Source organism: Burkholderia sp. F1, assembly GCF_050813845.1.
Taxonomy (GTDB): Bacteria; Pseudomonadota; Gammaproteobacteria; order Burkholderiales; family Burkholderiaceae; genus Burkholderia; species Burkholderia ubonensis.
The window spans coordinates 144,040-169,267 of the sequence record NZ_CP172422.1 but is presented as its reverse complement, the minus strand read 5'-3'; the positions used below and the strand labels follow the sequence as shown (position 1 = coordinate 169,267).

General features: G+C 68.8%; 20 protein-coding genes. 7 read left to right on the top strand and 13 right to left on the bottom strand.

The genetic code is table 11. The annotated features are described in order from the left end of the window. Positions 1–155 precede the first annotated feature (155 nt). On the top strand, positions 156–1,265 hold the full coding sequence (locus tag ACFIMZ_RS19750; RefSeq protein ID WP_431824035.1) for an AGE family epimerase/isomerase: 1,110 nt from the start codon (positions 156–158) through the stop codon (positions 1,263–1,265). Here the strand turns inward: ACFIMZ_RS19750 and ACFIMZ_RS19745 are convergent. Next, entirely contained in the window at positions 1,238–2,854 is a 1,617-nt protein-coding gene (locus tag ACFIMZ_RS19745) for a methyl-accepting chemotaxis protein (RefSeq protein WP_431824034.1), read from the bottom strand. The genes ACFIMZ_RS19750 and ACFIMZ_RS19745 overlap by 28 nt on opposite strands. 233 nt (positions 2,855–3,087) lie before the next feature. Here ACFIMZ_RS19745 and ACFIMZ_RS19740 point away from each other — a divergent pair, with 233 nt between their 5' ends. Further along, complete coding sequence (locus tag ACFIMZ_RS19740) at positions 3,088–3,531, top strand: PaaI family thioesterase (protein WP_059879591.1); 444 nt, start codon at positions 3,088–3,090, stop codon at positions 3,529–3,531. Between the two features lie 63 nt (positions 3,532–3,594). Here the strand turns inward: ACFIMZ_RS19740 and ACFIMZ_RS19735 are convergent, their stop codons facing one another. From ACFIMZ_RS19735 to prpB, 5 genes are all read right to left on the bottom strand, one after another. After that, a complete protein-coding gene (locus ACFIMZ_RS19735) occupies positions 3,595–4,656 on the bottom strand; it encodes a CaiB/BaiF CoA transferase family protein (protein ID WP_431824033.1) in 1,062 nt (353 codons plus the stop codon). Between the two features lie 139 nt (positions 4,657–4,795). Further along, entirely contained in the window at positions 4,796–5,986 is a 1,191-nt protein-coding gene (prpF, locus tag ACFIMZ_RS19730; protein ID WP_431824032.1) for a 2-methylaconitate cis-trans isomerase PrpF, read from the bottom strand. 16 nt (positions 5,987–6,002) lie between these two features. Then, positions 6,003–8,600 carry a Fe/S-dependent 2-methylisocitrate dehydratase AcnD gene (acnD, locus tag ACFIMZ_RS19725; protein ID WP_431824031.1) on the bottom strand — a complete coding sequence of 866 codons (2,598 nt, stop codon included), beginning with the start codon at positions 8,598–8,600 and terminating at the stop codon, positions 6,003–6,005. Between the two features lie 80 nt (positions 8,601–8,680). Further along, complete coding sequence (gene prpC / locus ACFIMZ_RS19720) at positions 8,681–9,853, bottom strand: bifunctional 2-methylcitrate synthase/citrate synthase (protein ID WP_431824030.1); 1,173 nt, start codon at positions 9,851–9,853, stop codon at positions 8,681–8,683. A gap of 47 nt (positions 9,854–9,900) precedes the next feature. Further along, the gene (gene prpB / locus ACFIMZ_RS19715; protein WP_431824029.1) at positions 9,901–10,794 is read right to left on the bottom strand and encodes a methylisocitrate lyase; all 894 of its coding nucleotides are present in this window, start codon (positions 10,792–10,794) and stop codon (positions 9,901–9,903) included. 171 nt (positions 10,795–10,965) lie between these two features. On the opposite strand from prpB, the gene prpR reads away from it, so the two are divergent. Beyond that, complete coding sequence (gene prpR / locus ACFIMZ_RS19710; RefSeq protein ID WP_431824028.1) at positions 10,966–12,951, top strand: propionate catabolism operon regulatory protein PrpR; 1,986 nt, start codon at positions 10,966–10,968, stop codon at positions 12,949–12,951. 52 nt (positions 12,952–13,003) lie between these two features. On the opposite strand, the gene ACFIMZ_RS19705 is transcribed toward prpR, so the two are convergent. Next, positions 13,004–13,621, bottom strand: coding sequence for a CGNR zinc finger domain-containing protein (locus ACFIMZ_RS19705; RefSeq protein WP_431824027.1), 618 nt, complete (start codon positions 13,619–13,621; stop codon positions 13,004–13,006). Positions 13,622–13,744: 123 nt separating this feature from the next. Here ACFIMZ_RS19705 and ACFIMZ_RS19700 point away from each other — a divergent pair, with 123 nt between their 5' ends. After that, the gene (locus tag ACFIMZ_RS19700; RefSeq protein ID WP_431824026.1) at positions 13,745–14,128 is read left to right on the top strand and encodes a VOC family protein; all 384 of its coding nucleotides are present in this window, start codon (positions 13,745–13,747) and stop codon (positions 14,126–14,128) included. A 121-nt stretch (positions 14,129–14,249) separates the two neighbouring features. On the opposite strand, the gene ACFIMZ_RS19695 is transcribed toward ACFIMZ_RS19700, so the two are convergent. Continuing rightward, entirely contained in the window at positions 14,250–15,098 is an 849-nt protein-coding gene (locus ACFIMZ_RS19695) for an ureidoglycolate lyase (protein WP_431824025.1), read from the bottom strand. 585 nt (positions 15,099–15,683) lie between these two features. On the opposite strand from ACFIMZ_RS19695, the gene ACFIMZ_RS19690 reads away from it, so the two are divergent. Continuing rightward, positions 15,684–16,505 (top strand): IclR family transcriptional regulator, encoded by an 822-nt coding sequence (locus ACFIMZ_RS19690; RefSeq protein ID WP_431825448.1) that lies wholly within the window; start codon positions 15,684–15,686, stop codon positions 16,503–16,505. A gap of 175 nt (positions 16,506–16,680) precedes the next feature. Continuing rightward, a complete protein-coding gene (locus ACFIMZ_RS19685; protein ID WP_431824024.1) occupies positions 16,681–17,232 on the top strand; it encodes a hypothetical protein in 552 nt (183 codons plus the stop codon). Positions 17,233–17,697: 465 nt separating this feature from the next. On the opposite strand, the gene ACFIMZ_RS19680 is transcribed toward ACFIMZ_RS19685, so the two are convergent. From ACFIMZ_RS19680 to ACFIMZ_RS19660, 5 genes are all read right to left on the bottom strand, one after another. After that, positions 17,698–20,058, bottom strand: a complete 2,361-nt coding sequence (locus ACFIMZ_RS19680) for a GNAT family N-acetyltransferase (protein ID WP_431824023.1) — start codon at positions 20,056–20,058, stop codon at positions 17,698–17,700. Positions 20,059–20,618: 560 nt separating this feature from the next. Next, positions 20,619–20,909, bottom strand: coding sequence for an H-NS family nucleoid-associated regulatory protein (locus ACFIMZ_RS19675; protein ID WP_431824022.1), 291 nt, complete (start codon positions 20,907–20,909; stop codon positions 20,619–20,621). Between the two features lie 104 nt (positions 20,910–21,013). Beyond that, positions 21,014–21,301 carry a hypothetical protein gene (locus ACFIMZ_RS19670; RefSeq protein ID WP_431824021.1) on the bottom strand — a complete coding sequence of 96 codons (288 nt, stop codon included), beginning with the start codon at positions 21,299–21,301 and terminating at the stop codon, positions 21,014–21,016. Positions 21,302–21,362: 61 nt separating this feature from the next. Further along, positions 21,363–21,905, bottom strand: coding sequence for a BON domain-containing protein (locus tag ACFIMZ_RS19665; protein ID WP_431824020.1), 543 nt, complete (start codon positions 21,903–21,905; stop codon positions 21,363–21,365). 40 nt (positions 21,906–21,945) lie between these two features. Then, positions 21,946–23,412, bottom strand: a complete 1,467-nt coding sequence (locus ACFIMZ_RS19660) for a sigma-54 interaction domain-containing protein (RefSeq protein ID WP_431824019.1) — start codon at positions 23,410–23,412, stop codon at positions 21,946–21,948. Positions 23,413–23,739: 327 nt separating this feature from the next. Between ACFIMZ_RS19660 and ACFIMZ_RS19655 the strand changes: the two genes are divergently transcribed. Beyond that, the gene (locus ACFIMZ_RS19655; protein WP_059716327.1) at positions 23,740–25,143 is read left to right on the top strand and encodes a GntP family permease; all 1,404 of its coding nucleotides are present in this window, start codon (positions 23,740–23,742) and stop codon (positions 25,141–25,143) included. The last annotated feature ends 85 nt before the right edge of the window (positions 25,144–25,228 follow it).

Sequence of the window (25,228 nt, the reverse complement as noted above, 5' to 3'; positions counted from 1 at the left end):
CACAGCCAGGATGAGCCGCATCACGAGCTCAAGGTTGCCGAGCATCGGATTTCCGTCCTTTTTGTGGTGCCGGCCGCCGAATGCTTTATCCTTGGCCCCGGCCGCGCGCATCCGGCGCGCGCCGACACGATTCGATTCACGCGCTCAACCCCGTCATGTCCGATTTCGACTCCGCTTCCGCCCAGGCCGCTCAGCTGCGCCGCCATTTCGCGCACGTCGTCTTGCCGATCTGGCGGGGTTCAGGGTTCGATCGCACGCTGCAGCTGCCGTTCGAAGCCGTCGATCCGGCCACCCACGCGCCGCTGCCGGTCGCGCGCTATCGCGCGATGGCCTGCGCGCGGCAGCTGTTCGTGTTCGCGCAGGCGGGCGAGGCCGATCACGCGGCGACGCTGTTCGACGCGCTGTGCCGCCATTTCCGCGACGCCCGCCACGGCGGCTGGCACTACAGCATCGACGCGGCCGGCGCACCGCTCGACACGACCAAGGACCTGTACACGCACGCGTTCATCGTGTTCGCCTGTGCCGCCTATCACGCGGCCTCGGGCGAGCGCGCCGCGCGCACGGTCGCCGAAGACACGGCCGCGCTGATCCAGGACCGCTTCGCGCCGCAGCGCGGCGACGCGCTGCTCGACGCCGCGCGTCATGCCGATTTCTCGTCGTCGGGCAGCGGCCCGCTGCAGAATCCGCTGATGCACCTGACGGAAGCGTGGCTCGCCGCGTCCGGCGCGTTTGGCGACGCCGCATTCGACGATGCGCTCGCGCACACCGCGCAGGCGGTCGAGCACACGTTCGTCGACGCGGCCACCGGCTGCGTCGCCGAGCTGCCGCTCGGCTCGGCGGGCAACCGCTTCGAGCCGGGGCATCAATTCGAATGGTTCTATCTGGTCGACGCGGCCGGTGCGCGGGTCGCGCATACCGGCCTGCGCGACGCGCTCGCGCGGGCCTTCACGTTCGCCGAACGGCACGGCGTCGATGCGCAGACGGGCGGCGTCAGCGCCGCGCTCGACGCGCAAGGCGCGTGCCTGGACGGCACGCAGCGGATCTGGGCGCAGACCGAGTATCTGCGCGCGCTCGCGACGCACGGCGGCACGCCGGCGTCCGCGCCGCTGGCGGCGCAGATCGAGCGCTTCGCCGCACGCTTCCTGCATCCGCGCGGCTGGTTCGAGTGCAAGACGGCCGATGGCCAGGTGTCGCGCGCCGACATGCCGTCGACGACGCCATACCACCTCGCGACCGCTTACGCGGCGCTGCCCGCCGACGCATAAGCCGGCGCGCCGAGCGACGGCGCGGCGCGCCCGCCGAGCGCCCGCACGTCGCCGAGCTCGAACACCGACACCGCCTGCATCAGGTGCGTGGTCTGGTCGTTCAGCGACGCGGCCGCCGCGGCCACCTGCTCCACCAGCGCCGCGTTCTGCTGCGTCAGCTGGTCCATCTGCGTGACGGCCTGATTGACCTGCTCGATCCCGACGGTCTGCTCGACCGACGCCGACGTGATCTCGGTCATCGTCTGCACGACGCGCGAAATCGACGTCGACACCATGCGCATCGCCTCGCCCGCGCGCTCGACGAGCTCCGCGCCACCGTTGATCTGCGCGACCGAATCCTCGATCAGCGTCTTGATTTCCTTCGCCGACTGCGCGCTGCGCTGCGCGAGCGAGCGCACTTCGCCCGCGACCACCGCGAAGCCGCGGCCCTGCTCGCCCGCGCGCGCCGCTTCCACGGCGGCATTCAGCGCGAGGATGTTGGTCTGGAACGCGATCCCGTCGATCACCGAGATGATTTCCGCGATGCGCCCCGAGCTTTGCGCGATGCCGCGCATCTTGTCGATCACGCTGTCGACGACCCCGCCGCCGTGGCCCGTCGCCTTGAGCGCGTCATCGGCCAGCACGCTCGCCGCGCGGGCGCTGTCGGTGTTCTGGCGCACGGTCGCGGTCAGCTCCTCCATGCTCGCGGCGGTTTCCTCGAGCGACGCGGCCTGCGTGCCGGTGCGCGCCGACAGGTCCGCATTGCCGCTCGCGATCTCGCCCGCGCCGAGGTGGATCGCGTCGGACGCGTGGCGCACGACGCGCACCGTCTCCGCGATGCTCGCCTGCATCGTGGCGAGCCCGCGCAGCATCCGGTCGATCTCGTACACGCCGCCCGCGCGCACATCCTCGTCGAGCCGGCCCTGCGCGATCCGCTCGAAATGAAGGCCCGCCTCGTCGAGCGGCGCGACGACCGCGCGCCGCGCGGCCGCGTAGATCGCCGCGCTGCTCGCCAGCATCGCGGCCAGCAGCACGATGCCGACCCACTTGAACCAGCTCATGCCCGCGTCGATCGTGCCGAGCGCGGCGCGACTCGACGCGCTGCCGTACTCGACGAAGCGATGCAGTTCGGTCAGGTACGCATCTTGGATGCTCTGGGTCGGCTGGTCGAGAAACGCCTGGATGTTGTCGCCGTCGAGAAACTGCACGAGCTCCGTGAGCGCCGTGTGGATTTTCCGGTAACGGTCGGTGAGCGCCGCGACGCGCGTGCGGTTTTCCTCGTCGACCGGCTGCGCCGCGGCGAGCGCGGCGAACGCCTTGTCCGCCTCGGCGAGCGAATCGCTCGCATGGCGGATGATGTCGTCCGGCTTCGGGCCGCCGCGCACCATCCGCGTGCCGGCGCGCGACAGGTTGATGCGCGCGTCGAGCAGGCGTTCGGTCACCTGGTTCGCCGCGCCGACCTGCGCGATCGCGACGTTCGACAGGTCGTCGACGCCGCTGCGCGTCGACGCGAGCGACCAGAAGCCGAGCGCCTCGACCGCCAGCATGAAGAGACAGAACATGGTCAACACGCCGAGCAGACCCGACGCGAGCTTGATTTTGCTGAACATGGAAATTCCTGGAAAGCGACGATGGAGCAATGCCCCGGCGTTAGCGGCATTTCCCGGGCGGACTTTAGGTAAGCCCGAGAATCTCCTCCAAATTTGGGAGGTCGCGCGCATGCGACGCGATAATCGCATTGTGCGACGCCGTCAATCGCAGGAAATGCGGTCAGATTTCCTTGCTTATCCGCGCCCCGCTTCCTAGAGTTCAGCGCAAGCGGCCACTCATTGTGGGGAAGTCGATGACCGACATCGTGGATCACGCCCGTGGCGCATTGCGGGCGCAACCGTTCAGCATGCTGCTCGGCACCGAGCTGATGCACATCGGCGAGCACGAAGTGTCGCTGTGCCTGCCCGTGCGCGACGAGTTGCGGCAGCAGCACGGCTACGTGCACGGCGGCGTCATCAGCTACCTCGCCGACAACGCGCTGACGTTCGCCGGCGCGCTCGCGCTCGGGCCGCGCGTCGTCACGGCCGAATACAAGATCAACTATCTGCGGCCGGCGGTGAACGGCACGCTCGTCGCCCGCGCGAAGCTCGTCTATGCGGGGCGGCAACAGGCGACCTGCCAGTGTCACGTGTTCGTGATCGACGGCGATCACGAACGGCTCGTCGCGATCGCGCAAGGCACGATCAACCGCGTCGGCGACGGGAAGGTGCCGGGCGCGCCCGAGGAAACGGCATAGCACACGCCGATGCCGGTCATGTGCCGGTCATGTGTCGTCCCTGGGTCGTGCCTGGAAGCGCCCCTAATCCGCGTCGCCGCCCGCCAGCGGCAGGAATCGCGGCGCAACGCGCGCGCGCACGACGCCTTGCGCGTCGGTCTCGTAGATTCCGCGCGCGACATTGTGCGGATGCTTCGCCGCCTCCGCGACGCTCAGCACCGGCGCAAAGCACGCGTCGCTGCCTTCCAGCAGCGCGCGCCAGTGCGCGGACGGCTGCCGCGCGAACACCTCCGCGAAACGCGCCTTCAGCGCCGGCCAGCGCGCGCGGTCGTACTGCGACGCCGGATCGACGTCCGTCAGCCCGAGCCGTTCGACCAGCAACGCATAGAACGGCGGCTCGAGCGCGCCGATCGTCACGCATTCGCCGTCCGCGCAGCGGTAGACGTCGTAGAACGGCGCGTCGTGGAACAGGCTCGGCTGCGCGCCGTCGAGCTGGCCGTTCGCGCGCGCCCACAGCGCGAGCGTGCCGAGCATCGCGACGATGTCGACGATCGCGCCGTCGACCACCCGTCCCGGACCGCCCGCACGCGCGTCGAACAGCGCGCAGACGATCCCGAACGCGAGCCCGAGCGCGCCGCCCGCATCGCCGAGGACGGTCGGCGGCAGGCCGGGCAGGCCCGACTTGCCGCCGCGCGGCGCGGCGAGCGACAGCAGGCCGGTCAACGCGACGTAGTTCAGGTCGTGGCCGGCGGCAGCCGAGAGCGGCCCCGTCTGGCCCCAGCCGGTCATCCGGCCATAGACGAGCCGCGGGTTATGCGGCGCGCAGTCCTGCGGCCCGAGCCCGAGGCGCTCCATCACGCCGGGCCGCAGCCCTTCGATCAGCGCGTCGGCGCGCGAAATCAGCGCGAGCGCTTCGTCACGCCCCGCCGGCGTTTTCAGGTCGAGCGAAACGATCGTCTTGCCTTCGCGCAGCAGGTCGCCGTCGCGGCCCTGCAGCGCGTCGGGCGCGCTCGTGCGGCCGGACGGACGCGCGATCAGCGTGACCCGCGCGCCCATCCCGGCGAGGATCCAGCCCGCGAGCGGGCCGGGGCCGAGACCTTCGAATTCGACGACGTGGACGCCTTTCAGCGGTGGATCGAGCGGCATGCGGTTCTCCATGCTTGGCGGTCGGATGGCGTTCGCGACGCCCCTCAAATGAAAAATCCCTGCTCGGCGGGGTCCGCTTCGCAGGGATCAGGTTAACCGTCGCGCGACGGACCGGGCCGGTCGCGCCGGTCGAGCCGCGTCAGAACGCATCCCCCGGCACGCGCACCCAGCCTTCCATCAGCACGCGCGCGCTGCGGCTCATGATCGCCTTGGTGACGGTCCATTCGCCGTTTTCCAGCTTCGCCTCCGCGCCGACCCGCAGCGTGCCCGACGGATGCCCGAAGCGCACCGCCTGGCGCTCGCCGCCGCCCGCCGCCAGGTTGACGAGCGTACCGGGAATCGCGGCGGCCGTGCCGATCGCGACCGCCGCCGTGCCCATCATCGCGTGATGCAGCTTGCCCATCGACATCGCGCGCACCAGCAGGTCGACGTCCGTGGCCGCGACGCGCTTGCCGCTCGACGCGACATAGTCGGCCGGCTTCGCGACGAACGCGATCTTCGGCGTGTGCTGCCGCGTCGCGATCTCGTCGAGCGTGTCGATCAGGCCCATGCGCAGCGCGCCGTGCGCGCGGATCGTCTCGAACTTCTCGAGCGCCTTCGCGTCGCCGTTGATCGCGTCCTGCAGCTCGGTGCCCGTGTAGCCGATCGCCTCCGCGTCGACGAAGATCGTCGGAATGCCCGCATTGATCATCGTCGCCTTCAGCGTGCCGACGCCCGGCACCGCGAGATCGTCGACGAGGTTGCCGGTCGGGAACATCGCGCCGCCCGCGCCTTCCTCGTCGGCGGCCGGGTCCATGAACTCGAGCTGCACCTCCGCCGCCGGGAACGTGACGCCGTCGAGCTCGAAGTCGCCGGTCTCCTGCACCGCGCCGTTCGTGACCGGCACGTGGGCGACGATCGTCTTGCCGATGTTCGCCTGCCAGATCCGCACGGTCGCGACGCCGTCGCGCGGCACGCGCGCCGGATCGACGAGGCCGCCGCTGATCGCAAACGGGCCGACCGCCGCCGACAGGTTGCCGCAGTTGCCGGTCCAGTCGACGAACGCCTTGTCGATCGACACCTGGCCGAACAGATAGTCGACGTCGTGGCCGGGCCGCGTGCTCTTCGACACGATCACCGTCTTGCTGGTGGAGGACGTCGCGCCGCCCATCCCGTCGATCTGCTTGCCGTACGGGTCGGGGCTGCCGATCACGCGCAGCAGCAGCGCGTCGCGCGCGGCGCCGGGCGCCTGCGCGGCCTCGGGCAGGTCCTGCAAGCGGAAGAACACGCCCTTGCTGGTGCCGCCGCGGATATAGGTCGCGGGAATCCTGATCTGAGGAATGTGAGCCATGTCCGTGTTGTCCCTGTCAAGCCGCCGCCTGCGACGATTCGAGGAAGTCCTGCGCGAAACGCTGCAGCACGCCGCCCGCATCGTAGATCGACACTTCCTCGGCCGTATCGAGCCGGCACGTGACCGGCACCTCGACGCGCTCGCCGTTCCTGCGATGGATCACGAGCGTCAGGTCCGCGCGCGGCGTGCGCGCGCCGACCACGTCGAAGGTCTCGGTGCCGTCGATGCCGAGCGTCGTCCGGTTCGTGCCCGGCTTGAACTCGAGCGGCAGCACGCCCATCCCGATCAGGTTCGTGCGGTGGATCCGCTCGAAGCCTTCGGCGACGATAGCCTCGACGCCCGCGAGCCGCACGCCCTTCGCGGCCCAGTCGCGCGACGAGCCCTGGCCGTAGTCGGCGCCGGCGACGACGATCAGCGGCTGCTTGCGATTCATGTACGTCTCGATCGCTTCCCACATCCGCATCACCGTGCCGTCCGGCTCGACGCGCGCGAGCGAGCCCTTCTTCACCGCGCCGTCGACCACCGCCATCTCGTTGACGAGCGTCGGGTTCGCGAAGGTCGCGCGCTGCGCGGTCAGGTGGTCTCCCCGGTGCGTCGCGTACGAGTTGAAGTCCTCTTCCGGCAGGCCCATCTTCGCGAGGTATTCGCCGGCGGCGCTGTTCGCGAGGATCGCGTTCGACGGCGACAGGTGGTCGGTCGTGATGTTGTCGCCGAGCACCGCGAGCGGGCGCATTCCCTTGAGCGTGCGCACGCCGGCCAGCGCGCCTTCCCAGTACGGCGGACGGCGGATGTACGTGCTTTGCGCACGCCAGTCGTACAACGGCGCCGCGCGCTCGCCCGCATCGGCGCTGCGCGCGAACATCGGCTCGTAGACCTTGCGGAACTGCTCGGGCTTCACGCTCGACGCGACGATCGCGTCGATCTCCTCGTCGGTCGGCCAGATGTCCTTCAGCGTGACCGGCTTGCCGTCCTGGTCGTGGCCGAGCACGTCCTTCTCGATGTCGAAGCGGATCGTGCCCGCGATCGCATACGCGACGACGAGCGGCGGCGACGCGAGGAACGCCTGCTTCGCATACGGATGGATGCGGCCGTCGAAGTTGCGGTTGCCGGACAGCACGGCGGTCGCGTACAGGTCGCGCTCGACGATTTCCTGCTGGATCTTCGGGTCGAGCGCGCCCGACATCCCGTTGCAGGTCGTGCACGCGAACGCGACGATGCCGAAGCCGAGCTTCTCCAGCTCCGGCAGCAGGTTCGCTTCTTCCAGATACAGCTCGACCGCCTTCGAGCCCGGCGCGAGCGAGCTCTTCACCCACGGCTTGCGCACGAGGCCGCGCGCGTTCGCGTTGCGCGCGAGCAGGGCCGCGGCGATCACGTTGCGCGGGTTGCTGGTGTTCGTGCAGCTCGTGATCGCGGCGATGATCACCGCGCCGTCGGGCATCTCGCCCGCCTTCTCTTCCCACTGGCCGGCGATCCCGCGCGCGGCGAGGTCCGACGTCGGCAGCCGCTTGTGCGGATTCGACGGGCCGGCCATGTTGCGCACGACGGACGACAGGTCGAACGTCAGCGTGCGCTCGTACTGCGCGTGCTGCAGCGTGTCGGCCCACAGGCCCGCTTCCTTCGCGTAGGTCTCGACAAGCTTCACCTGCTCGTCGCTGCGGCCGGTGAGGCGCAGGTAGTCGGTCGTCTGGCCGTCGATGAAGAACATCGCGGCCGTCGCGCCATATTCGGGCGCCATGTTCGAGATCGTCGCGCGGTCGCCGAGCGTGAGGCTCGCGGCGCCTGCGCCGCGGAACTCCAGGTACGCGCCGACCACTTTCTCCTTGCGCAGGAACTCGGTCAGCGCGAGCACGACGTCGGTCGCGGTGATGCCGGGCTGGCGCTTGCCGGTCAGCTCGACGCCGACGATGTCGGGCAGGCGCATCCACGACGCGCGGCCGAGCATCACGTTCTCGGCTTCGAGACCGCCGACGCCGATCGCGATCACGCCGAGCGCGTCGACGTGCGGCGTGTGGCTGTCGGTGCCGACGCAGGTGTCCGGATACGCGACGCCGTCCTGCGCCTGGATCACCGGCGACATCTTCTCCAGGTTGATCTGGTGCATGATGCCGTTGCCCGGCGGGATCACGTCGACGTTCTCGAACGACTGCTTCGTCCACTCGATGAAGTGGAAGCGGTCCTCGTTGCGGCGATCCTCGATCGCGCGGTTCTTCGCGAACGCGTCCGGATCGAAGCCGCCGCACTCGACGGCGAGCGAGTGGTCGACGATCAGCTGCACCGGCACAACCGGGTTCACCTTCGCCGGATCGCCGCCGCGCTCGGCGATCGCGTCGCGCAGGCCCGCGAGATCGACGAGCGCCGTCTGGCCGAGGATGTCATGGCACACGACGCGCGCCGGGAACCACGGAAAATCGCGTTCGCGCTTGCGCTCGATGATCTGCTTCAGCGAATCGGCGAGGATCGCCGGGTCGCAGCGGCGCACGAGGTTTTCGGCGAGCACGCGCGACGTGTACGGCAGCGTGTCGTAGGCGCCGGGCGCGATCGCGTCGACCGCGGCGCGCGCGTCGAAGTAGTCCAGCGACGTGCCGGGCAGGGGTTTGCGGTAGGCGGTATTCATGATGTGGGGGCAACCTGGGTAAGACGTTCAGCGCGCGCCGGCCGCCCGCGTGGCGGGGGCCGGCGCGCGCTGCTTGCGTGTCAGCGCTTCTCGATCGGCACGAACTGCAGGTCTTCCGGACCCGTGTAGTTCGCGCTCGGGCGGATGATCTTGTTGTCGACGCGCTGCTCGATGATGTGCGCGCTCCAGCCGGACGTGCGCGAGATCACGAACAGCGGCGTGAACATCGCGGTCGGCACGCCCATCATGTGATACGACACCGCGCTGAACCAGTCGAGGTTCGGGAACATCTTCTTCGCGTCCCACATCACCGATTCGAGGCGCTCGGCGATGTTGTACAGCTTCAGGTCGCCCGCTTCCCTCGACAGCTTGTGCGCGACGCCCTTGATCACCTTGTTGCGCGGATCGGAGATCGTGTAGACCGGGTGGCCGAAGCCGATCACGACTTCCTTGTTCTCGACGCGGCGGCGGATGTCCACTTCGGCGTCGTCCGGCGAGCTGTAGCGGCTTTGGACTTCATACGCGACTTCGTTCGCGCCGCCGTGCTTCGGCCCGCGCAGCGCGCCGATCGCGCCGGTGATCGCCGAGTAGATGTCCGAGCCCGTGCCCGCGATAACGCGGCCCGTGAACGTCGACGCGTTGAACTCGTGCTCCGCGTACAGGATCAGCGACGTGTGCATCGCGTCGACCCACGACTTCGACGGCGCCTTGCCGTGCAGCAGGTGCAGGAAATGGCCGCCGATCGAGTCGTCGTCGGTTTCCGTCTCGATGCGCTTGCCGTTGTGCGAGAAGTGATACCAGTACAGCAGCATCGAGCCGAGCGACGCCATCAGGCGGTCGGCGATGTCGCGCGCGCCCGGCAGGTTGTGATCGTCCTTCTCCGGCAGCACGGTGCCGAGCACCGACACGCCCGTGCGCATCACGTCCATCGGGTGCGCGGACGCCGGAATCTGCTCGAGCGCCGCCTTCAGCGCGCTCGGCAGGCCGCGCATCGAACGCAGCTTCGCCTTGTAGGCGGCCAGTTCGGTCAGGTTCGGCAGCGTCTCGTGCACGAGCAGATGCGCGATCTCCTCGAACTCGCACGACTCGGCGACATCGAGGATGTCGTAGCCGCGGTAGTGCAGGTCGTTGCCGGTCTTGCCGACCGTGCAGAGGGCCGTGTTGCCGGCCGTCACGCCCGACAGCGCGACCGACTTCTTCGGCTTGAAGGCGCCTGCGGCGGCCGGTGCTGCTGCGTCTTTCGTCTCGCTCATGTTTCCGTTCTCCAGTATCCAGATTCGTGTATCGGGGGCGGGCCGCGTTACTTCTTGCCCTGCGCGAACAGCTCGTCGAGCTTCTGCTCGTATGCGTGGTAGCCGAGGTAGTCGTACAGCTCGGCGCGCGTCTGCATCGTCGGCACGGCCGCCTTCTGCGTGCCGTCGCGGCGCAGCGTCTCGTAGAAATTCAGCGCGGCCTTGTTCATCGCGCGATACGCGCCGCAGCAGTACAGCGCGATGTCGACGTTCGCCTCGCGCAGCTCGTCGAGCGTAAAGAGCGGCGTCGAGCCGAATTCGGTCAGGTTCGCGAGGATCGGCACCTTCACGGCAGCCTTGAAGCGGCGATAGTCGTCGAGCGTCTTCATCGCTTCGGGGAAGATCATGTCCGCGCCGGCCTCGACATAGGCAATCGCACGCTCGATCGCCGAGTCGATCCCTTCGGCGGCGGCCGCGTCGGTGCGGGCCATGATCACGAACTGGTCGTCGGTGCGCGCGTCGACCGCCGACTTGATGCGGTCGACCATCTCGTCGGTCGGCACGCATTCCTTGCCGGGACGGTGGCCGCAGCGCTTCTGGCCGACCTGGTCCTCGATGTGCACGGCGGCGACGCCGGCCTTGATGAACGAGCGGACCGTGCGCGCGATGTTGAACGCGCCGCCCCAGCCCGTATCGATGTCGACGAGCAGCGGCAGGTCGGTCGCGTTGGTGATCCGGTTCGCGTCGATCAGCACGTCTTCCATCGTGCTGATGCCGAGGTCGGGAATGCCGAGCGAATTCGCGGCGACGCCGCCGCCCGACAGGTAGACGGCCTTGAAGCCGACGGCCTGGGCCATCTTGGCCGCGTAGGCGGTGATCGCGCCGACCACCTGCAGCGGCTGCTCGGCCGCGACTGCCGCGCGGAATTTCGCGCCGGCGCTTTGAAGATGCGTGTTGCTCATGAACGGCCTCCTGATGGAATGCCTGCTACACAGCAAGTACCGGGCCAGCTCGCGTATCGCCGCTAACCCACTGATTCTTAAGCAACCGGCCGCATGCCATCGTGGCCGAATGATTTCAATTTGGAAATTTCGCGTTCCAAAAATGAAATCGCACGCGCATAATCGTTCGCCATGGACCTCTCCTCGATCAAGCCCGTCGGCCCCGCCGACCGCGCGGTGCGGCCGCGCGTCTGGGCGATGGGCATCAGCCGCCTGCGGGACCTCTTTCGCGAGATCGCCGGCGAATTCGACGAGCGCGCCGACGTGCGCATCGTGTCGCGCGCGTATGAAGAGGCGCTCAACGCGATCGCCGAGGCCGGCGCCGCGCGGCCCGACGTGATCGTCGCGGCCGGCTCGAACGGCAGCTTCCTGAAGACGCGCGCGCCGGTGCCGGTCGTGGTCGTCACGCCGACCGGCTTCGACGTGATGCAGGCGCTCGCGCGCGCCCGGCGCGACGCGTCGCGGATCGCGCTCGTCAGCGTCGGCGAGACGCCGCCCGAGGTGCGCCGCTTCGTCGCCGCGTACGGCCTCGACGTGGAGTTTGCGTCATATCAGTCCGCGCAGGAAGCGGAAACCTGCGTGCACGACCTGCGCGACCGCGGCATCGAGACGATCGTCGGCCCCGGCCTCGTCACCGACCTGGCCGCGAGCGTCGGCATGGGCGCCGTGTTCCTGTATTCGCATGCGTCGGTGCGCAAGGCCGTCGACACCGCGCTCGAGGTCGCCTATGCGACCCACGCGGAGGCACTGCGCCGGCAGCGCCTCGACAACCTGCTCCAGCACCTGCGCGACGGTGTCGTCGCGCTCGATGCGCGCGGGCGCGTCGAGGCAATCAACGAGCGGCTCGCGCTGGCGCTCGGGGTCGAACCCGCGGCGGCCGTCGGGCGCGCGCTGGTCGACCTGACGCCAGAGCTGCGCACGCTGCGCGGCGACGACGGCGACGCGCTCGCGACCGTGCGCGGCGTGCGCTACGTCGTGCATCGCGGCCCGCTCGTCGATCGCGGCGTCACGTCGGGCAGCGTGCTGACCTTCCAGGAATCGCGCGCGGTCGAGCGGCTCGACCGCGCGCTGCGCTCGCAGCCGGGCACGCAGCAGTTCGCGGCGCGCTACACGCTCGACGACGTGGTCGGCGCATCCGCGCCGATGACGCGCGTGCGCGACCTCGTGCGCCGCTACGCGAAATCCGACGCGACCGTGCTCGTGCTCGGCGAGAGCGGCACCGGCAAGGAGATGATCGCGCAGAGCCTGCATGCGCTGTCCGCGCGGTGCAGCTATCCGTTCGTCGCGATCAACTGCGGCGCGTTTCCGGAAGCGCTGCTCGAAAGCGAGCTGTTCGGCTACGAGGAAGGCGCGTTCACCGGCGCGCGGCGCGGCGGCAAGACGGGCCTGTTCGAGGCCGCGCATCGCGGCACGCTGTTCCTCGACGAGATCGGCGAGATGCCGCCGTCGCTGCAGAGCCGTCTGCTACGCGTGCTGCAGGAGCGCGAGGTGATCCGGCTCGGGTCGACCGAGCCGATCCGCATCGACGTGCGCGTGATCGCCGCGACGCACCGGCCGCTGCTCGCGGCCGTCGAGGACGGCACGTTCCGCGCGGACCTCTACTACCGGCTCAACATCCTGAACGTCGGGCTGCCGCCGCTGCGCGAGCGCCCGGCCGACATTCCCGCGCTCGCGGCCGCGCTGCTGGTGCAGGCCGCGCGGCGCGAGCCGCGGCTCGCGGACAGCCTGCGCGATGCCGGCGACGCGGCGCGCGTGCTCGACGCGACGCAGGCGATCCTGATGCGCTACCGGTGGCCCGGCAACGTACGGGAATTGCAGAACGTGATCGAGCGGATCGCGGTGGAGCTGGCGGAAGAAGCGGGCGACGACGGGCAGGCTGCGCCGTGCGGCGCGCTCGATCCCAACGCATTGCAGGCCATCGCGCCGGAACTGTTCGCGAGCCCGGCCGATGCGTGCGACGATCCGGACGATGCGCCGACGCTGCAGGCGCGCCGCCGCCGCGCGGAAGCCGACGAGATCCGCGCGGCGCTCGACGCATGCGGCGGCGATCGCGACCGCGCGTGCGCGATGCTCGGCATCAGCAAGACGACGATGTGGCGGAAGCTGTCCGGCAGGTAGGCGCCGCTTGCTGCAACGCGATTGCGTGCGCCGGTCCGCCACCGGTCCCCGGTCAGTCCGCCTTGTAATAGTGACGATGGGCCTTCGCGCGATTGCCGCATGACGCCATCGAGCACCAGCGCCGGCTGCCGTTCTTGCTGTCGTCGACGAACAGCCATTGGCACGCGTCGTTCGCGCACCGCTTGACCTTCGCGAGGCGCGCGCCGCCGAGCAGGTCGATCGCCGACCACAGCACCGGGCTCAGCAGCCCGCCGAGCGTCGCGGTCTCGTGCCCGACCTGCCACGCATACCGGTCGTTCGTGCGCACCAGCGCGACCCGCGGCGCCGCTTGCGCAAGATGGCCGCGCAGCGCCGCGACGTCGCGCGCCGGCGGCTCGCACTGCTCTGCCTGCGCGAGGTAGAGCCGGTAAAGCGTCTCCCGCAGCGCCAGCGCGCCGTCGAGCCATGCCGGCCCGGCATCCGCGATCGACGCGCGGCACGCGTCCGCCAGCGCGGCCGGCACGCCCGCCTGCTCGCGGCACCACGCCAGCAGGTCGTCGACCGTCCCGAGCGTTTCCGTCGGCATCTCGCTGCCGCGCCAGTAACGCGTATTCGCGAAATCGATGCTCAGCGTTTCCGGCGGCGCCGGAATCAGGAAGTCCGCGTCGGCGGAAGGATGCGTATCGCTCATGTCGCGATCGTATCTAACCACCATGCCGGTTGACAAGCGCAAGGACGTTTCCTAGCATAACCGGCATGGTGGTTAAAACTCGCTTGCCGCACTGACACCCACGCAGTCTCAAGGAGCAATGACATGATCGATCACCTTTCCTTCGGCGTCGCCCAGATCGACCGCAGCCGCACGTTCTACGACAGCGCGCTCGGCGCGCTCGGTTACAAGCGGCTGTTCGGCGACGCGTCGTCACTCGGCTACGGCACGGCCGAACCGGTTCTGTGGCTCACGCACACGACGCGCCCCGTGGCGGCCGATCCGGAATCGGGGCTGCATGTGTCGTTCAGGGCGTCGTCGCCGGTGGAAGTCGACGCGTTCTACCGTGCCGCGCTCGCACACGGCGGCACGGACAACGGCGGGCCCGGCAGGCGGGAGCACTACGGCCCCGGTTATTACGCGGCGTTCGTCACGGATCCCGACGGGTATCGGCTGGAAGCGCATTGCGAGCTGGACAACATCGTGTGACGGGTGCGTTCGTCACGTTGGAGACGCGTGCATCGCGCTCGATCGATCGGCCGCCCGTCGACCAAAGGCCCGATTCCGTGTTGCGCGGAATCGGGCCATTGCTTTTCGCATCGCTGAATGGCTACTGCGCGGCGCGCGTGCGCTGCAGCTGTTCGCCGAGCCCTTCGACGCCGAGCCGCACCGTCTGCCCCGGCTTCAGGTACACCGGCGCCGGCTTGACGCCCATGCCGACGCCCGGCGGCGTGCCGGTCGTGATCACGTCGCCCGGCTGCAGGCGCATGCAGCGCGACAGATACACGACGAGCTGCGCGACCGTGAACACCATCGTGCGCGTGTTGCCTTGCTGGTAGCGATGGCCGTCGACCTCGAGCCACAGGTCGAGCCGCTGCGGATCGGGCACGTCGTCGCGCGTGACGAGCCACGGGCCGATCGGGCCGAACGTGTCGAAGCCCTTGCCCTTGTCCCACTGGCCGCCGCGCTCGAGCTGCCATTCGCGCTCGGACACGTCGTTGACCACGCAATAGCCGGCGACGTAGTCGAGCGCGCGCGCCTCGTCGACGTCCTTGCACGGTGCGCCGATCACGACGCCCAGCTCGACTTCCCAGTCGGTCTTCACCGAGCCTTTCGGAATGTCGATGCCGTCGTTCGAGCCGCAGACCGAGCTCGTCCACTTGGCGAACACGACCGGCTCGGCCGGCACGGGCATCCCCGCTTCGGCCGCGTGATCGGCGTAGTTCAGCCCGATGCCGATGAACTTGCCGATCCGCCCGACGCACGGGCCGATGCGCGGCTCGCCGGGCACGAGCGGCAGCGTCGCCGGATCGAGCGCGCGCAGCCGCGCGAGTCCGGCGTCCGACAGCACGTCGCCGGCGAGATCGTCGACATGCGCCGACAGATCGCGAATCCGGCCGTCCGCGTCGAGCATGCCGGGTTTTTCCTGGCCGGGCGGGCCATAGCGAAGCAGTTTCATCGAACTCAACCTCCCTGATCGGATGTAACAGGATGCCGACGCACGCAACGGACGGGCGGCCGTCGGTTTGCGGATCGGCGCCGGCAAAACGGCGCTCGCGCGCAGCGGCCGCCGTTGCCCGGCCGGCCCGCATGGCGCCGCTTCCGCGCTTGCCCGCCGCTCTTTGTACCACCCGCCGCCGGCCATGAAATGACGCGCGACGGATACCGACTATTGCAGCGCATGCTGGCCTTGCGGCGCAGCATCGCGGCTACGCGCCGGCGTCCCGCGCCGGCCGGATCCGCTCCAGGGCAACACGACGTGAATACTCGCCATACGGGCGTCATCGATTCACTGCGACTATTTCATCGCATAAAATAAACATGCACTTTCTTTCCATATTTGTCGTCGGAGCGGTCGCTCATACGTTCCCAAACGGTAATAATCAGTAAGAATCTGCCGAATTAATTCGAAATTGTTTATTGTTATGCTCGATCGAAGTGCGCTCGCCGGCGCGCACCGGCTTTGCACGTGGGCGTTGCAGAGCCATTGCACGTGCGCTGCCGACCGATCGTGAGCATTTCACCGACCCACGATACCAAGACGATGCAGATGATCAACGACCGGTCCCTCGGTAACGACGCCCATGGAGACGGCGGGGGACTTGAACGCTATCGCGCCCCCGCGCTCGACAAGGGGCTCGACATCCTCGAACTCCTGTCCGAGCAGAAGGAAGGGCTCACCCGCACCGAAATCACGAAGGAACTCGGCCGCAACGCGAGCGAAATCTACCGGATGCTCGAGCGCCTGGTCGCGCGCCGCTACGTGATGCGTTCGACGGGCGGCGACCGCTATACGCTCAGCCTCAAGCTGTTCGCGCTCGCCCACCGCCATCCGCCGATGAGCCGCCTGATCGCCGAAGCGCTGCCGCCGATGCAGCGCTTCGCCGATGTGGCGGAGCAGTCCTGCCACCTGGCCGTCTACGACCACGGCAACCTGCTCGTGATCGCGCAGGTGGACGGCCCCGGCCCATGGGGCGTGTCGGTGCGGCTCGGCTCGCGCATCGGGCTCGCCGATACCGCGTCGGGACGCGTGACGCTGGCTTTCCAGGCGTCCGAGCAACGCGCGCACATGCTGGCCGAGCACCGCAAGGTCAAGGGCGAAGCGCCGCTCGACGAGCAGGAGCTCGCGCAGGCGTGCCAAGCGATCCGCGGCGACGGTTTCCTGTGCCGGGACAGCCGTCAGGCCTATGGCGTCGTCGACATCAGCGTCCCGATCGTCGGCCCGTCCGGTCACGCGATCGCCGCGCTGACCTGCCCGTACATGCGCCGCATCGACGCGCACGCGGCGCCTTCCGTCGATGCGGCAGCCGAGCGCCTGCGCGCCACCGCCGCGACGCTGTCGATGAGCCGCGTCGAGCTGAACTGACCGACGCGCGGGCGCGCCGGACCGACGCGGGTACGGCGGCAACGCACGCCGCGACGCCACCGCGTGTCGCGCGTGGTCGCGATGCTTCGCGCCACCGCGCCATGCCGGGTCGCTACGCTAGAATAGCGACCCTCTCCAAAACTACGACGGCCGGCGGCGCCGGCTGTCGTGTCTGATGAATGTCATGGCCAAACTTCTGAACGATCTCGAATTCCAGCGTTTCTCCGAACTTCAGCAGAAGCAGGCAAGCTTCACGATCACGCCCGAAGAGGCGGACGAACTGCGCGACATCGTCGCGCGTGCGCAGAAGAAGCGCGACGACCGCGCTGCCGCGATGCAGGCAATCGAAAACTACATCGAGCAATTCGACATCACGCCCGACGAGCTCTTCTCACCCGACCAGATCGGCGACGCCGCCCGCACCTACGGGCTCATCACGGCGACCAAGAAGGAACGCACGCTGCCACCGTCGATCACGTTCAACGGCAAGCCGTATCAATGGACCAAGACGCTGCCGGACGACGTCCGCGGCGCGCTGTTCGACGCGTTCAAGGCCGGCGAGTCCGTCAAGCGCTTCATCGCGATGCCGAAGGACGTGGCCCGCTGCGCGCTGACGATCGCCCGCCTCGAGCGCGAAACGGGCGCCGTGTACGCGGACGCGCACCTGACCGAACTCGCAATCTCGCGCGAGCAGGTGAACGACGCGGCGACGAAACTGACCGCCTGACCGGGCCGCCGGGCACGGCCGACACCGGCGCGCGCATCGCGACAGCCGGCGCCGTGCCCACGGGAGCACCGCCGACACGTGCTCCCGAAAAACCTCACCTCAGCCTCCCGCAAGTGCTCACCTGCACGCCCCGAAAGCGCTCACCGAGGGCTCCCGGAGCAGTTCACCCGCGCGTCCCGCAGACCCTCACCACGGCTTCCCGCACAGGCTCACCATTGCGTCCCGGAAAGGCTCACCTGCGTCTCCCGGAGACGCTCACCGAGCCTTCCCGAAAGGGCTCACCGAAGGCTCCCGAAAAAGCTCACCCCTGCATTCCCGGAAAGGCTCACGCACGCCCCCGAAAAAGCTCACCTTTGACACGATGGGGGTGCAAAGGCATCGTTGCTCGCCTTCGCTCACGACGCGGCCGGGGGCGAATGTGCGTGCGGCATGCCGTATCCGGCAAAGGGGGAGCAGCGTCGCGCTTCAACCCTGCAGTTTCATTCTGAAGCCCACGATGCCGGGCTCCTCTGTCGCGGTGATCGTGAACCCGCACGCGCGCGCGAGCGCAATCATCGCGGTGTTCTCGCGCAGCGCCTCGCCGATCATCCACGCGGTGCCGCGCGAGCGCGCGTACTCGATGATGCGCGCCATCAACAGACGCCCGAGCCCCTTGCCCTTCTGGTCCGGCCGAATGCCGATCGCGAACTCGGTCGTCTCGTTGTCCGGATCGGTCACCGCGCGTACCGCGCCGAGCGTGTGCGACCGGCCTGCCCCGTCGTCAACCGATGCGATGAACGCCATCTCGCGGTCGTAATCGATCTGCGTCATGCGCGCCAGCTGCGAGTGATCGAAGCTGCGCACCGCGCCGAAGAAGCGCATCCGCAGATCCTCCGGCGTCATCGCGCCGAGCAGTTCGTTGTGCGCGGCCTCGTCTTCCGGACGGATCGGCCGGATCGTCATCGTGTCGCCCTGCCACGCAAGCGTCTGCTCGAGATGACGCGGATACGGCATGATCGCGAGCCGGCTGCGGCCCTCCGCCAGCGTGATGCGCGGCGCGATCACGCGCACGCGGTCCGGCAGCACGCGCAGCGTGACCGACAGCGCGACCACCTCGCGCACGTCGCACACCACCTGCGACAGCGCCGTGAACGCGCCGAGCGCGGGTTCGACCGGCGCGCGGCGCGCATACGGCGAGCGTTCCATCACCGCGCGCGCGAGCACCGTGTTCAGCGGCGGCAGCCCGTAGACGACGAACGGCGCGGACACGCCGTCCGCCGGAGGCACCAGGTAGCGGAATACCGGGCCGAAATTCGGGTCGTCGTGCATGTCGACCATCACGTCGACGACCACGGCATCGCGCGGTTCGTCGGACGGCACCGCGCCTTGCAGGCCGAAATGCGCCAGCCATTGCAGCGCGGGCTCGCCGGCGAGTTCGTGCCGCCCCGCTTCCAGCCACCCGCGCGCCTCCGTCCGCGCGGACGCGACGCATGCCGCCGGCTGCGGCGGCGTGCCTTCGGGCGTCTGCATCAGCAGTTCGCGGCCGAGGTTGTAATCGACGAGGCGCGCATACGCGCGCGCCAGCCGCTGCGGCGTCGTATGCACGGGAATGCCGTTCGCATGCAGCGCGTCACGCGTCGACGCATCGACCGCGCCGAAGAAACACGCGAGGATGCCGCGATGCGCGTGCTGGCGCATGTCGATCAGCATGCGCGCCACCGCGTCGGCCGGCGCGCTGTGCGACGTCGAATGCACGACGAACAGCGTGCCGGTCTGCGGAAACGGCGCGAGCGCGCGGATCACCGCGCCGAAATGCTCGGGGCGCGCGTCGTCGCCGAGCGTCAGCGGATTGCCGGGCGCGTCGAGATGCGGGAGCGCTTGCGCGACGGCCGCCGTGGCCGCCGCCGGCCATTCGGCCAGCACGTCGCGCACCTCCGCGACCGCATCGACCGCGAGCTTCGCGACGCCCGCGTCGCTCGTGACGAGCGTCGCCGCGCCGCGCGCGGTGACGCGGCCGACGCCTAGCGTCTCGATCTCGTCGAGCAGATCGTCGAGCGCGTCGACCCGCACCATCCCCGCGCGCTGGAACGCCGCCGTATACAGCGCGTCGCCCGGGTCTGCGCGGCCGGTGCGCAATGCGAGCACCGGCTTGTTGCGCGCGGCCGCGCGCGCCGCCGACATGAACTTGCGCGCGGCGCGCACGCTGTCGAGCTCGAGCAGGATCGCGCGCGTGCCGGGATCGCTCGCGAGGTAGTCGAGCACGTCGCCCGCATCGACGTCGGCCTCGCCACCGAGCGCCACGACGTGCGAAAAGCCGAGCCCGCGCGCATCCGCCCAGCCGAGAACGGCGTTCGTCAGCGCGTTCGACTGCGATACCCAGGCGACGCCGCCCGAGCGCACCGTATACGCCGGCGCGCCGAAATGCGCATGCCGCGCCGGCGACAGCACGCCGAGACTGCCCGGCCCGACGATACGGAGGACGAACGGCCTCGCCGCCTTGAGCGCGCGATCGAGCGCCGCACGATGCGCACTGGTGCGCGCCTCGCCGACGATCACCGCGACGCGCGCGCCGAGGACGCCGAGCTTGTGCACGATGCCGGGCCACGTCGCGGGCGGCGTGCAGATCACCGCGACCGACGGCGGCGCGGGCAGCCGGTCGACATCCGGCACGACCTTGTGGCCGTCCAACTCGTCGTATTTCGGATTGACGGGCCACACGGCGCCCTGGAACGCGCCGCCGAGCACGCGCGCCCACACCATCGCGCCGATACTGCCTGCGCGCGGCGACGCACCGACGACCGCAACGGATTTGGGCTGGAACAGCGCATCGAGATGGCGAACGGTCACATCGGCTCCATACGGTAACGAAAGACGGCCGGACCCGGTCGCGGCTCGACGAGCCGCCGTCCGGCCGACGCGAATTCAAAGCATAGGCGAACCGCTCTCGGCTGCCTATATGCCGAACGGCCGGCTACTCGACCTCGGTCAAGCCGTGCACCATGCACGGGCGTCCGGCATGCAGCGTCACGCGAAACGCGAACACGTTCGTCCGCGCCGGTCCGGCAATGGTGAGGATTTACAGGAGCCAAGGTGAGAACGTTCGGGAATTGCGCACGTGAATGCGCGAAACGGCGAAAGGTGATGGAAACATCCTCGGCGCATGCACCGCGCAATTCGCCTGCGGATACGCCCACGCGACATGCGATTGCGCGGCTGTTTACCGGAAATCGGCGCGGAGCGCGGATAAATCGCGGCGATTTGCCGAAACGGCACGCGGCAATCGCGCAGCAGCGCGCCACGCTTCGGAGATTCAAATGATCGGCGCGCGCACAAAAACAAAACGGTGCGATGGCCATCCGGCCATGCGCACCGTCAGTCAGCGCGGGAAAGGTGAGACTTTTCGGGAATCAGTCCTTGATCAGGAAACGCGCGCGGTTCTTGCCCAGCCATGCCGGCGCACGGCCGCGGCCGCTCCACGTTTCGCCGGTCTTCGGATGGCGATATTTCGGCGGCAGCGGACGCTTGGCCTTGACAGGGGCGCCCGTGGAACGGAAGCCGAGCTCCTCCGGCGTAATGTCGAATTCCTCGATTTTCGCCCGGATCGCAGCGATCGCGTCGGTGACCGCCTTTTCGCGTTCCTTATCGATCTTCTGCTGAAGTTTCTCGAGTTGCGCTGTCAGTTGCCGGTAGGTCGCCATATGGATGGGATTCCCTGAGTGTTATTTATGAAAAATAGGTGACTCGAAGCAAATAGAAAAGGGGTCTGCGCGATCGGGAGATTTCTCCGGCTGCGAAAACGGGATCAATAACCGCTTTTTCTCTTGCATGCGAAGAGAAGACTCCGCACGCCGCTGTCGACCGATTGCTGAAGCACGTCGAATTCACCGTTGCAGGTGGCGCGCGCGTTGTCCATGCAATTGCCCCATGAATCGCCGCTCGTGCATTGCACCAACGTGGTCGGACGGCCATCCGAAGTAAACAGCGGGGCACTGCCGCCGCATCCCCCGAGCACCGCCAGCAAGGCAATCGCCCCGGCCCGCCGCAGTAATGCTTCGGGCCTTCGACAGACCGACGCAAGCATGTGTTTCATTGTTCTTTCCGTCAACCTTTTTTTAAATGTCGCGAGTATGCCATGCGCCTCTGCCCGATCGTTAATTCGGCGCCCGGTCGGGTTGCGCGCGGGTCTTGTACGGCACCGACCGGCGCGGATCGTCTGTGATGCGAACGAAAACCTGCTCGACGTCGGGCAGCGCCGCCAATTCGCGTAGCAGCGCGGCGCGATCGAACGACGCGTCCGCACACCCTTCCACGTAAACGAAGCGCCGCTGCACGGTGATCCACAGGCTCGTGCCGCTCAGCCGCGTCGAGCCGGCAAAGTGCGCCTTCGCCGCAGCCGCGATCGGCGCGTCGTACAGATACGAGTTCGGCTTCGTGCAGCGATGCGCGAGCCAGCAGGTCGTGCCGCGCTCGGCGCGGTAATGCGCGTCGTCCTCCATCTCCGCGCGGGTCATCCACGGCCCGAGCGGCAGCGGGCATTCGGCGACGTCGCGCGAGAGCGCGACGAAAGGGTCGTCGTACCAATTGCGTCGCATCGTCTGTTCGCCCGCGGCATCCGGTTGCGCGAGTGCGGAGGCCGCGAGCGCGGACGCCGCCATGGTCACAGCCACCCGCCACGCGATGCAGGTTCGCTTCATCGTCGCCTCCTCGTTCGAGCCGCGCCGGAAACGCGCGACGCTACCCGTCGATGTCCAGCGCCGCCAGCTTCTTGTAAAACGTCGCGCGCCCGATGCCGACGCGCGCGGCGGCGTCCACCACCTTGCCGTTGCAGGCGGCGAGCGCGTCGGCGAGGAACTGGCGCTCCCATGCCGCCAACGCGTCCGCGTACGACACGGCGGGTGCGGCAGGCGCCGTGCCCGCTTCGGGTTCGGCCGCCGCCGGCGTGGGCGGCATGCCGTCGGGCTGCACGCGCGACGGCCCGAGAAACGGCGCGAGCGCGCGCGCATCGATCACCGCGCGGTCGGACAGCATCAGTGCGCGCTCGAGCGTATTGCGCAGCTCGCGCACGTTGCCGGGCCACGGATACGCGCACAGCATCCGCAGCGCATCGTCGGTGAGCTCGCAGTGCGCGGCGCGTCCGTGCTGGGCAGCGAGCTCCTCGAGCGTCGCGTAGACGAGCGCCGCGATGTCGGACGCGCGCTCGCGCAGCGGCGGCGCGTGAATCGTCAGCACGTTGAGCCGGTAATAGAGATCGGCGCGAAAGCGCCCGGCCGCCACGAGCGCGGGCAGGTCGGCCGACGTCGCCGCGATGATCCGCACGTCGGCGCGCACGATGCGGTTCGAGCCGACGGGCTCGAATTCCTTGTCCTGCAGCACGCGCAGCAGCTTGCCCTGCAGCGGCAGCGGCATGTCGCCGATCTCGTCGAGGAACAGCGTGCCGCGGTCGGCCAGCTCGAACTTGCCGACCCGCCCCTTGCGGTCGGCGCCCGTATAGGCGCCGGGCGCCGCGCCGAAGAATTCGGTCTCGAGCAGCGCGTCGGGGATCGCGGCGACGTTGACCGTCACGAGCGGCTGGAGCGCGCGCGACGACGCCGCATGGATCGCGTGCGCAAGCAGCTCCTTGCCGGTGCCGGTTTCGCCGAGCAGCAGCACCGGCGAATCGACCTGCGCGGCGCGGCGCGCCTGGCGCTTCGTCTCGAGGCTCGCCGGGCTCGTGCCGACGAAGCTCGCAAACGTGTATTTCGCGCGACGCGCCTGTGCAAGCGAGCGCTGCGTCGCGAGCAGTTGCTGCTGCAGCTGCACGTAACGGGAAAAGATCGGCGTGAGCGTCTTCAACTGGTCGAACAGCGCGAAGCCGATCGCGCCGACCGTCTCGCCGGCCTCGTTCTTCAACGGCAGGCGGGTCACGACGAGCGGCTCGCGGCCCGTCTCCATGATGTCGAGCAGGATCGGCTGCCCGGTCGACACGACCTCGCGCATCAGGCTGTGCGGGATCACCGCCTCGCAATCGAGGCCGACCGCCTGCCGCGGATCGGCGAAACCGAAACGCGCCGCATAGCGCTCGTTCATCCACACGATGCGCGCGTCACGGTCGACGATCAGCGTGCCGGCGCTCGAATCCTCGAACGTCCTGAACAGCGATTCGGCGGCGCGCCGCAGCACGTCGCCGTAATCGACGGGCAAGCGGGGCCAGTCGTTCATCATCGTGTCGTCGTCTCCGTGTATTGCTTTTGGGTATTGTCCGGGCTGTCTCCGGAACGAGACGGATTATCTCATTCTGGAGACAGCCCGCAACGCCTTGCCCGTTGACGTTCAGCAAGCATGTCCGGGGCGTCCGGACGGGCAATCCGTCTCCATCCGGAGACGATTTAGGTAGAATCGCCTGAAGATTGGCCGGCGTGGGCCCGCCGGCCACCGGCGGACCCGCGTCCGGCGGCGCAGCGCGGCCGGTGGCACGAAACCTGCACGAACCTGAGCCGGTCCGCGGCGCGCCGCACGACCGAACAAAACCAAAGCCATTAGGAGACTCTCTTGTCCTTCGTGATCGTCCTCGCCGCGCTGGCGTTCCTGATGTTCGCCGCGTACCGCGGCTATAGCGTGATCCTGTTCGCGCCGATCGCCGCGCTCGGCGCGGTCCTGATGACCGAGCCCGCCGCCGTCGCGCCGGTCTTCTCCGGCATCTTCATGGAGAAGATGGTCGGCTTCGTCAAACTGTATTTCCCGGTGTTCATGCTCGGCGCGGTGTTCGGCAAGGTGATCGAGCTGTCCGGCTTCTCCGAGTCGATCGTCCACGCGGCGATCCGCTACATCGGGCGCTCGCGCGCGAATGCGGTGATCGTCGCGGTGTGCGCGCTGCTCACCTATGGCGGCGTGTCGCTGTTCGTCGTCGTGTTCGCGGTCTACCCGTTCGCGGCCGAGCTGTACCGCCAGAGCAACATTCCGAAACGGCTGATGCCCGGCGCGATCGCGCTCGGCGCGTTCTCGTTCACGATGGATTCGCTGCCCGGCACGCCGCAGATCCAGAACATCATCCCGACCACGTTCTTCAAGACGACCGCGTGGGCCGCTCCGGCGCTCGGCACGATCGGCTCGCTGTTCATCATCGTCGTCGGCCTCTCGTACCTCGAATGGCGCCGCCGCGCCGCGATGGCGAAGGGCGAAGGCTACGGCACGTCGCTCGTCAACGAGCCGGAGCGTGTCGCGACCGAATCGCTGCCGAGCCCGTTCCTCGCGATCCTGCCGCTGATCCTCGTCGGCGTGTCGAACTTCGCGCTCACCAAGCTGATCCCGACGTGGTACGGCGCCGCGTCGTACACGGTCGCGCCCGACGTGCTGCCGGGCGTGCATACGCCGGTGACGACGTCGATCAAGACGGTTGTCGCGATCTGGTCGGTCGAGGCCGCGCTGCTGCTCGGCATCCTGCTCGTCGTCGTCACCGCGTTCAAGCGCGTCAGCGAACGTTTCGCGGCCGGGTCGAAGGCAGCGGTGGGCGGCGCGCTGCTCGCCGCGATGAACACCGCATCCGAATACGGCTTCGGCGGCGTGATCGCCGCGCTGCCGGGCTTCCTCGTCGTCGGCGATGCGCTGAAGAGCATTCCGAACCCGCTCGTCAACGCGGCCGTGTCGGTCAGCTCGCTTGCCGGCATCACGGGCTCGGCGTCGGGCGGCATGAGCATCGCGCTCGCCGCGATGTCGGACCTGTTCATCAAGGGCGCGCAGGCAGCGAACATCCCGATGGACGTGCTGCACCGGATCGTCGCGATGGCCAGCGGCGGCATGGACACGCTGCCGCACAACGGCGCGGTGATCACGCTGCTCGCGGTGACGGGCCTCACGCACCGCGAGTCGTATCGCGACATCTTCGCGGTGACGATCATCAAGACGCTCGCGGTGTTCTTCGTGATCGCGGTGTATTACACGACGGGGCTCGTGTAAGCGCGATGCCGCCTTCAGCCGGTTCATCGGCTGAAGGCCGATCCGTGCCGGCCCCACCGGCACGCGATCATCGATCAGGGCAGCG

Bases quoted from the DNA above. Each gene is read 5' to 3' on its own strand.
- ACFIMZ_RS19690 (WP_431825448.1), top strand. From the start codon at position 15,684: ATGCAGATGATCAACGACCGGTCCCTCGGTAACGACGCCCATGGAGAC.
- ACFIMZ_RS19705 (WP_431824027.1), bottom strand. From the start codon at position 13,621: ATGAGCGATACGCATCCTTCCGCCGACGCGGACTTCCTGATTCCGGCG.
- ACFIMZ_RS19675 (WP_431824022.1), bottom strand. From the start codon at position 20,909: ATGGCGACCTACCGGCAACTGACAGCGCAACTCGAGAAACTTCAGCAG.
- prpB (WP_431824029.1), bottom strand. From the start codon at position 10,794: ATGAGCAACACGCATCTTCAAAGCGCCGGCGCGAAATTCCGCGCGGCA.
- ACFIMZ_RS19700 (WP_431824026.1), top strand. From the start codon at position 13,745: ATGATCGATCACCTTTCCTTCGGCGTCGCCCAGATCGACCGCAGCCGC.
- acnD (WP_431824031.1), bottom strand. From the start codon at position 8,600: ATGAATACCGCCTACCGCAAACCCCTGCCCGGCACGTCGCTGGACTAC.
- prpR (WP_431824028.1), top strand. From the start codon at position 10,966: ATGGACCTCTCCTCGATCAAGCCCGTCGGCCCCGCCGACCGCGCGGTG.
- ACFIMZ_RS19745 (WP_431824034.1), bottom strand. From the start codon at position 2,854: ATGTTCAGCAAAATCAAGCTCGCGTCGGGTCTGCTCGGCGTGTTGACC.
- ACFIMZ_RS19660 (WP_431824019.1), bottom strand. From the start codon at position 23,412: ATGATGAACGACTGGCCCCGCTTGCCCGTCGATTACGGCGACGTGCTG.
- ACFIMZ_RS19670 (WP_431824021.1), bottom strand. From the start codon at position 21,301: ATGAAACACATGCTTGCGTCGGTCTGTCGAAGGCCCGAAGCATTACTG.
- prpC (WP_431824030.1), bottom strand. From the start codon at position 9,853: ATGAGCGAGACGAAAGACGCAGCAGCACCGGCCGCCGCAGGCGCCTTC.
- prpF (WP_431824032.1), bottom strand. From the start codon at position 5,986: ATGGCTCACATTCCTCAGATCAGGATTCCCGCGACCTATATCCGCGGC.
- ACFIMZ_RS19685 (WP_431824024.1), top strand. From the start codon at position 16,681: ATGAATGTCATGGCCAAACTTCTGAACGATCTCGAATTCCAGCGTTTC.
- ACFIMZ_RS19665 (WP_431824020.1), bottom strand. From the start codon at position 21,905: ATGAAGCGAACCTGCATCGCGTGGCGGGTGGCTGTGACCATGGCGGCG.
- ACFIMZ_RS19750 (WP_431824035.1), top strand. From the start codon at position 156: ATGTCCGATTTCGACTCCGCTTCCGCCCAGGCCGCTCAGCTGCGCCGC.
- ACFIMZ_RS19735 (WP_431824033.1), bottom strand. From the start codon at position 4,656: ATGCCGCTCGATCCACCGCTGAAAGGCGTCCACGTCGTCGAATTCGAA.
- ACFIMZ_RS19695 (WP_431824025.1), bottom strand. From the start codon at position 15,098: ATGAAACTGCTTCGCTATGGCCCGCCCGGCCAGGAAAAACCCGGCATG.
- ACFIMZ_RS19740 (WP_059879591.1), top strand. From the start codon at position 3,088: ATGACCGACATCGTGGATCACGCCCGTGGCGCATTGCGGGCGCAACCG.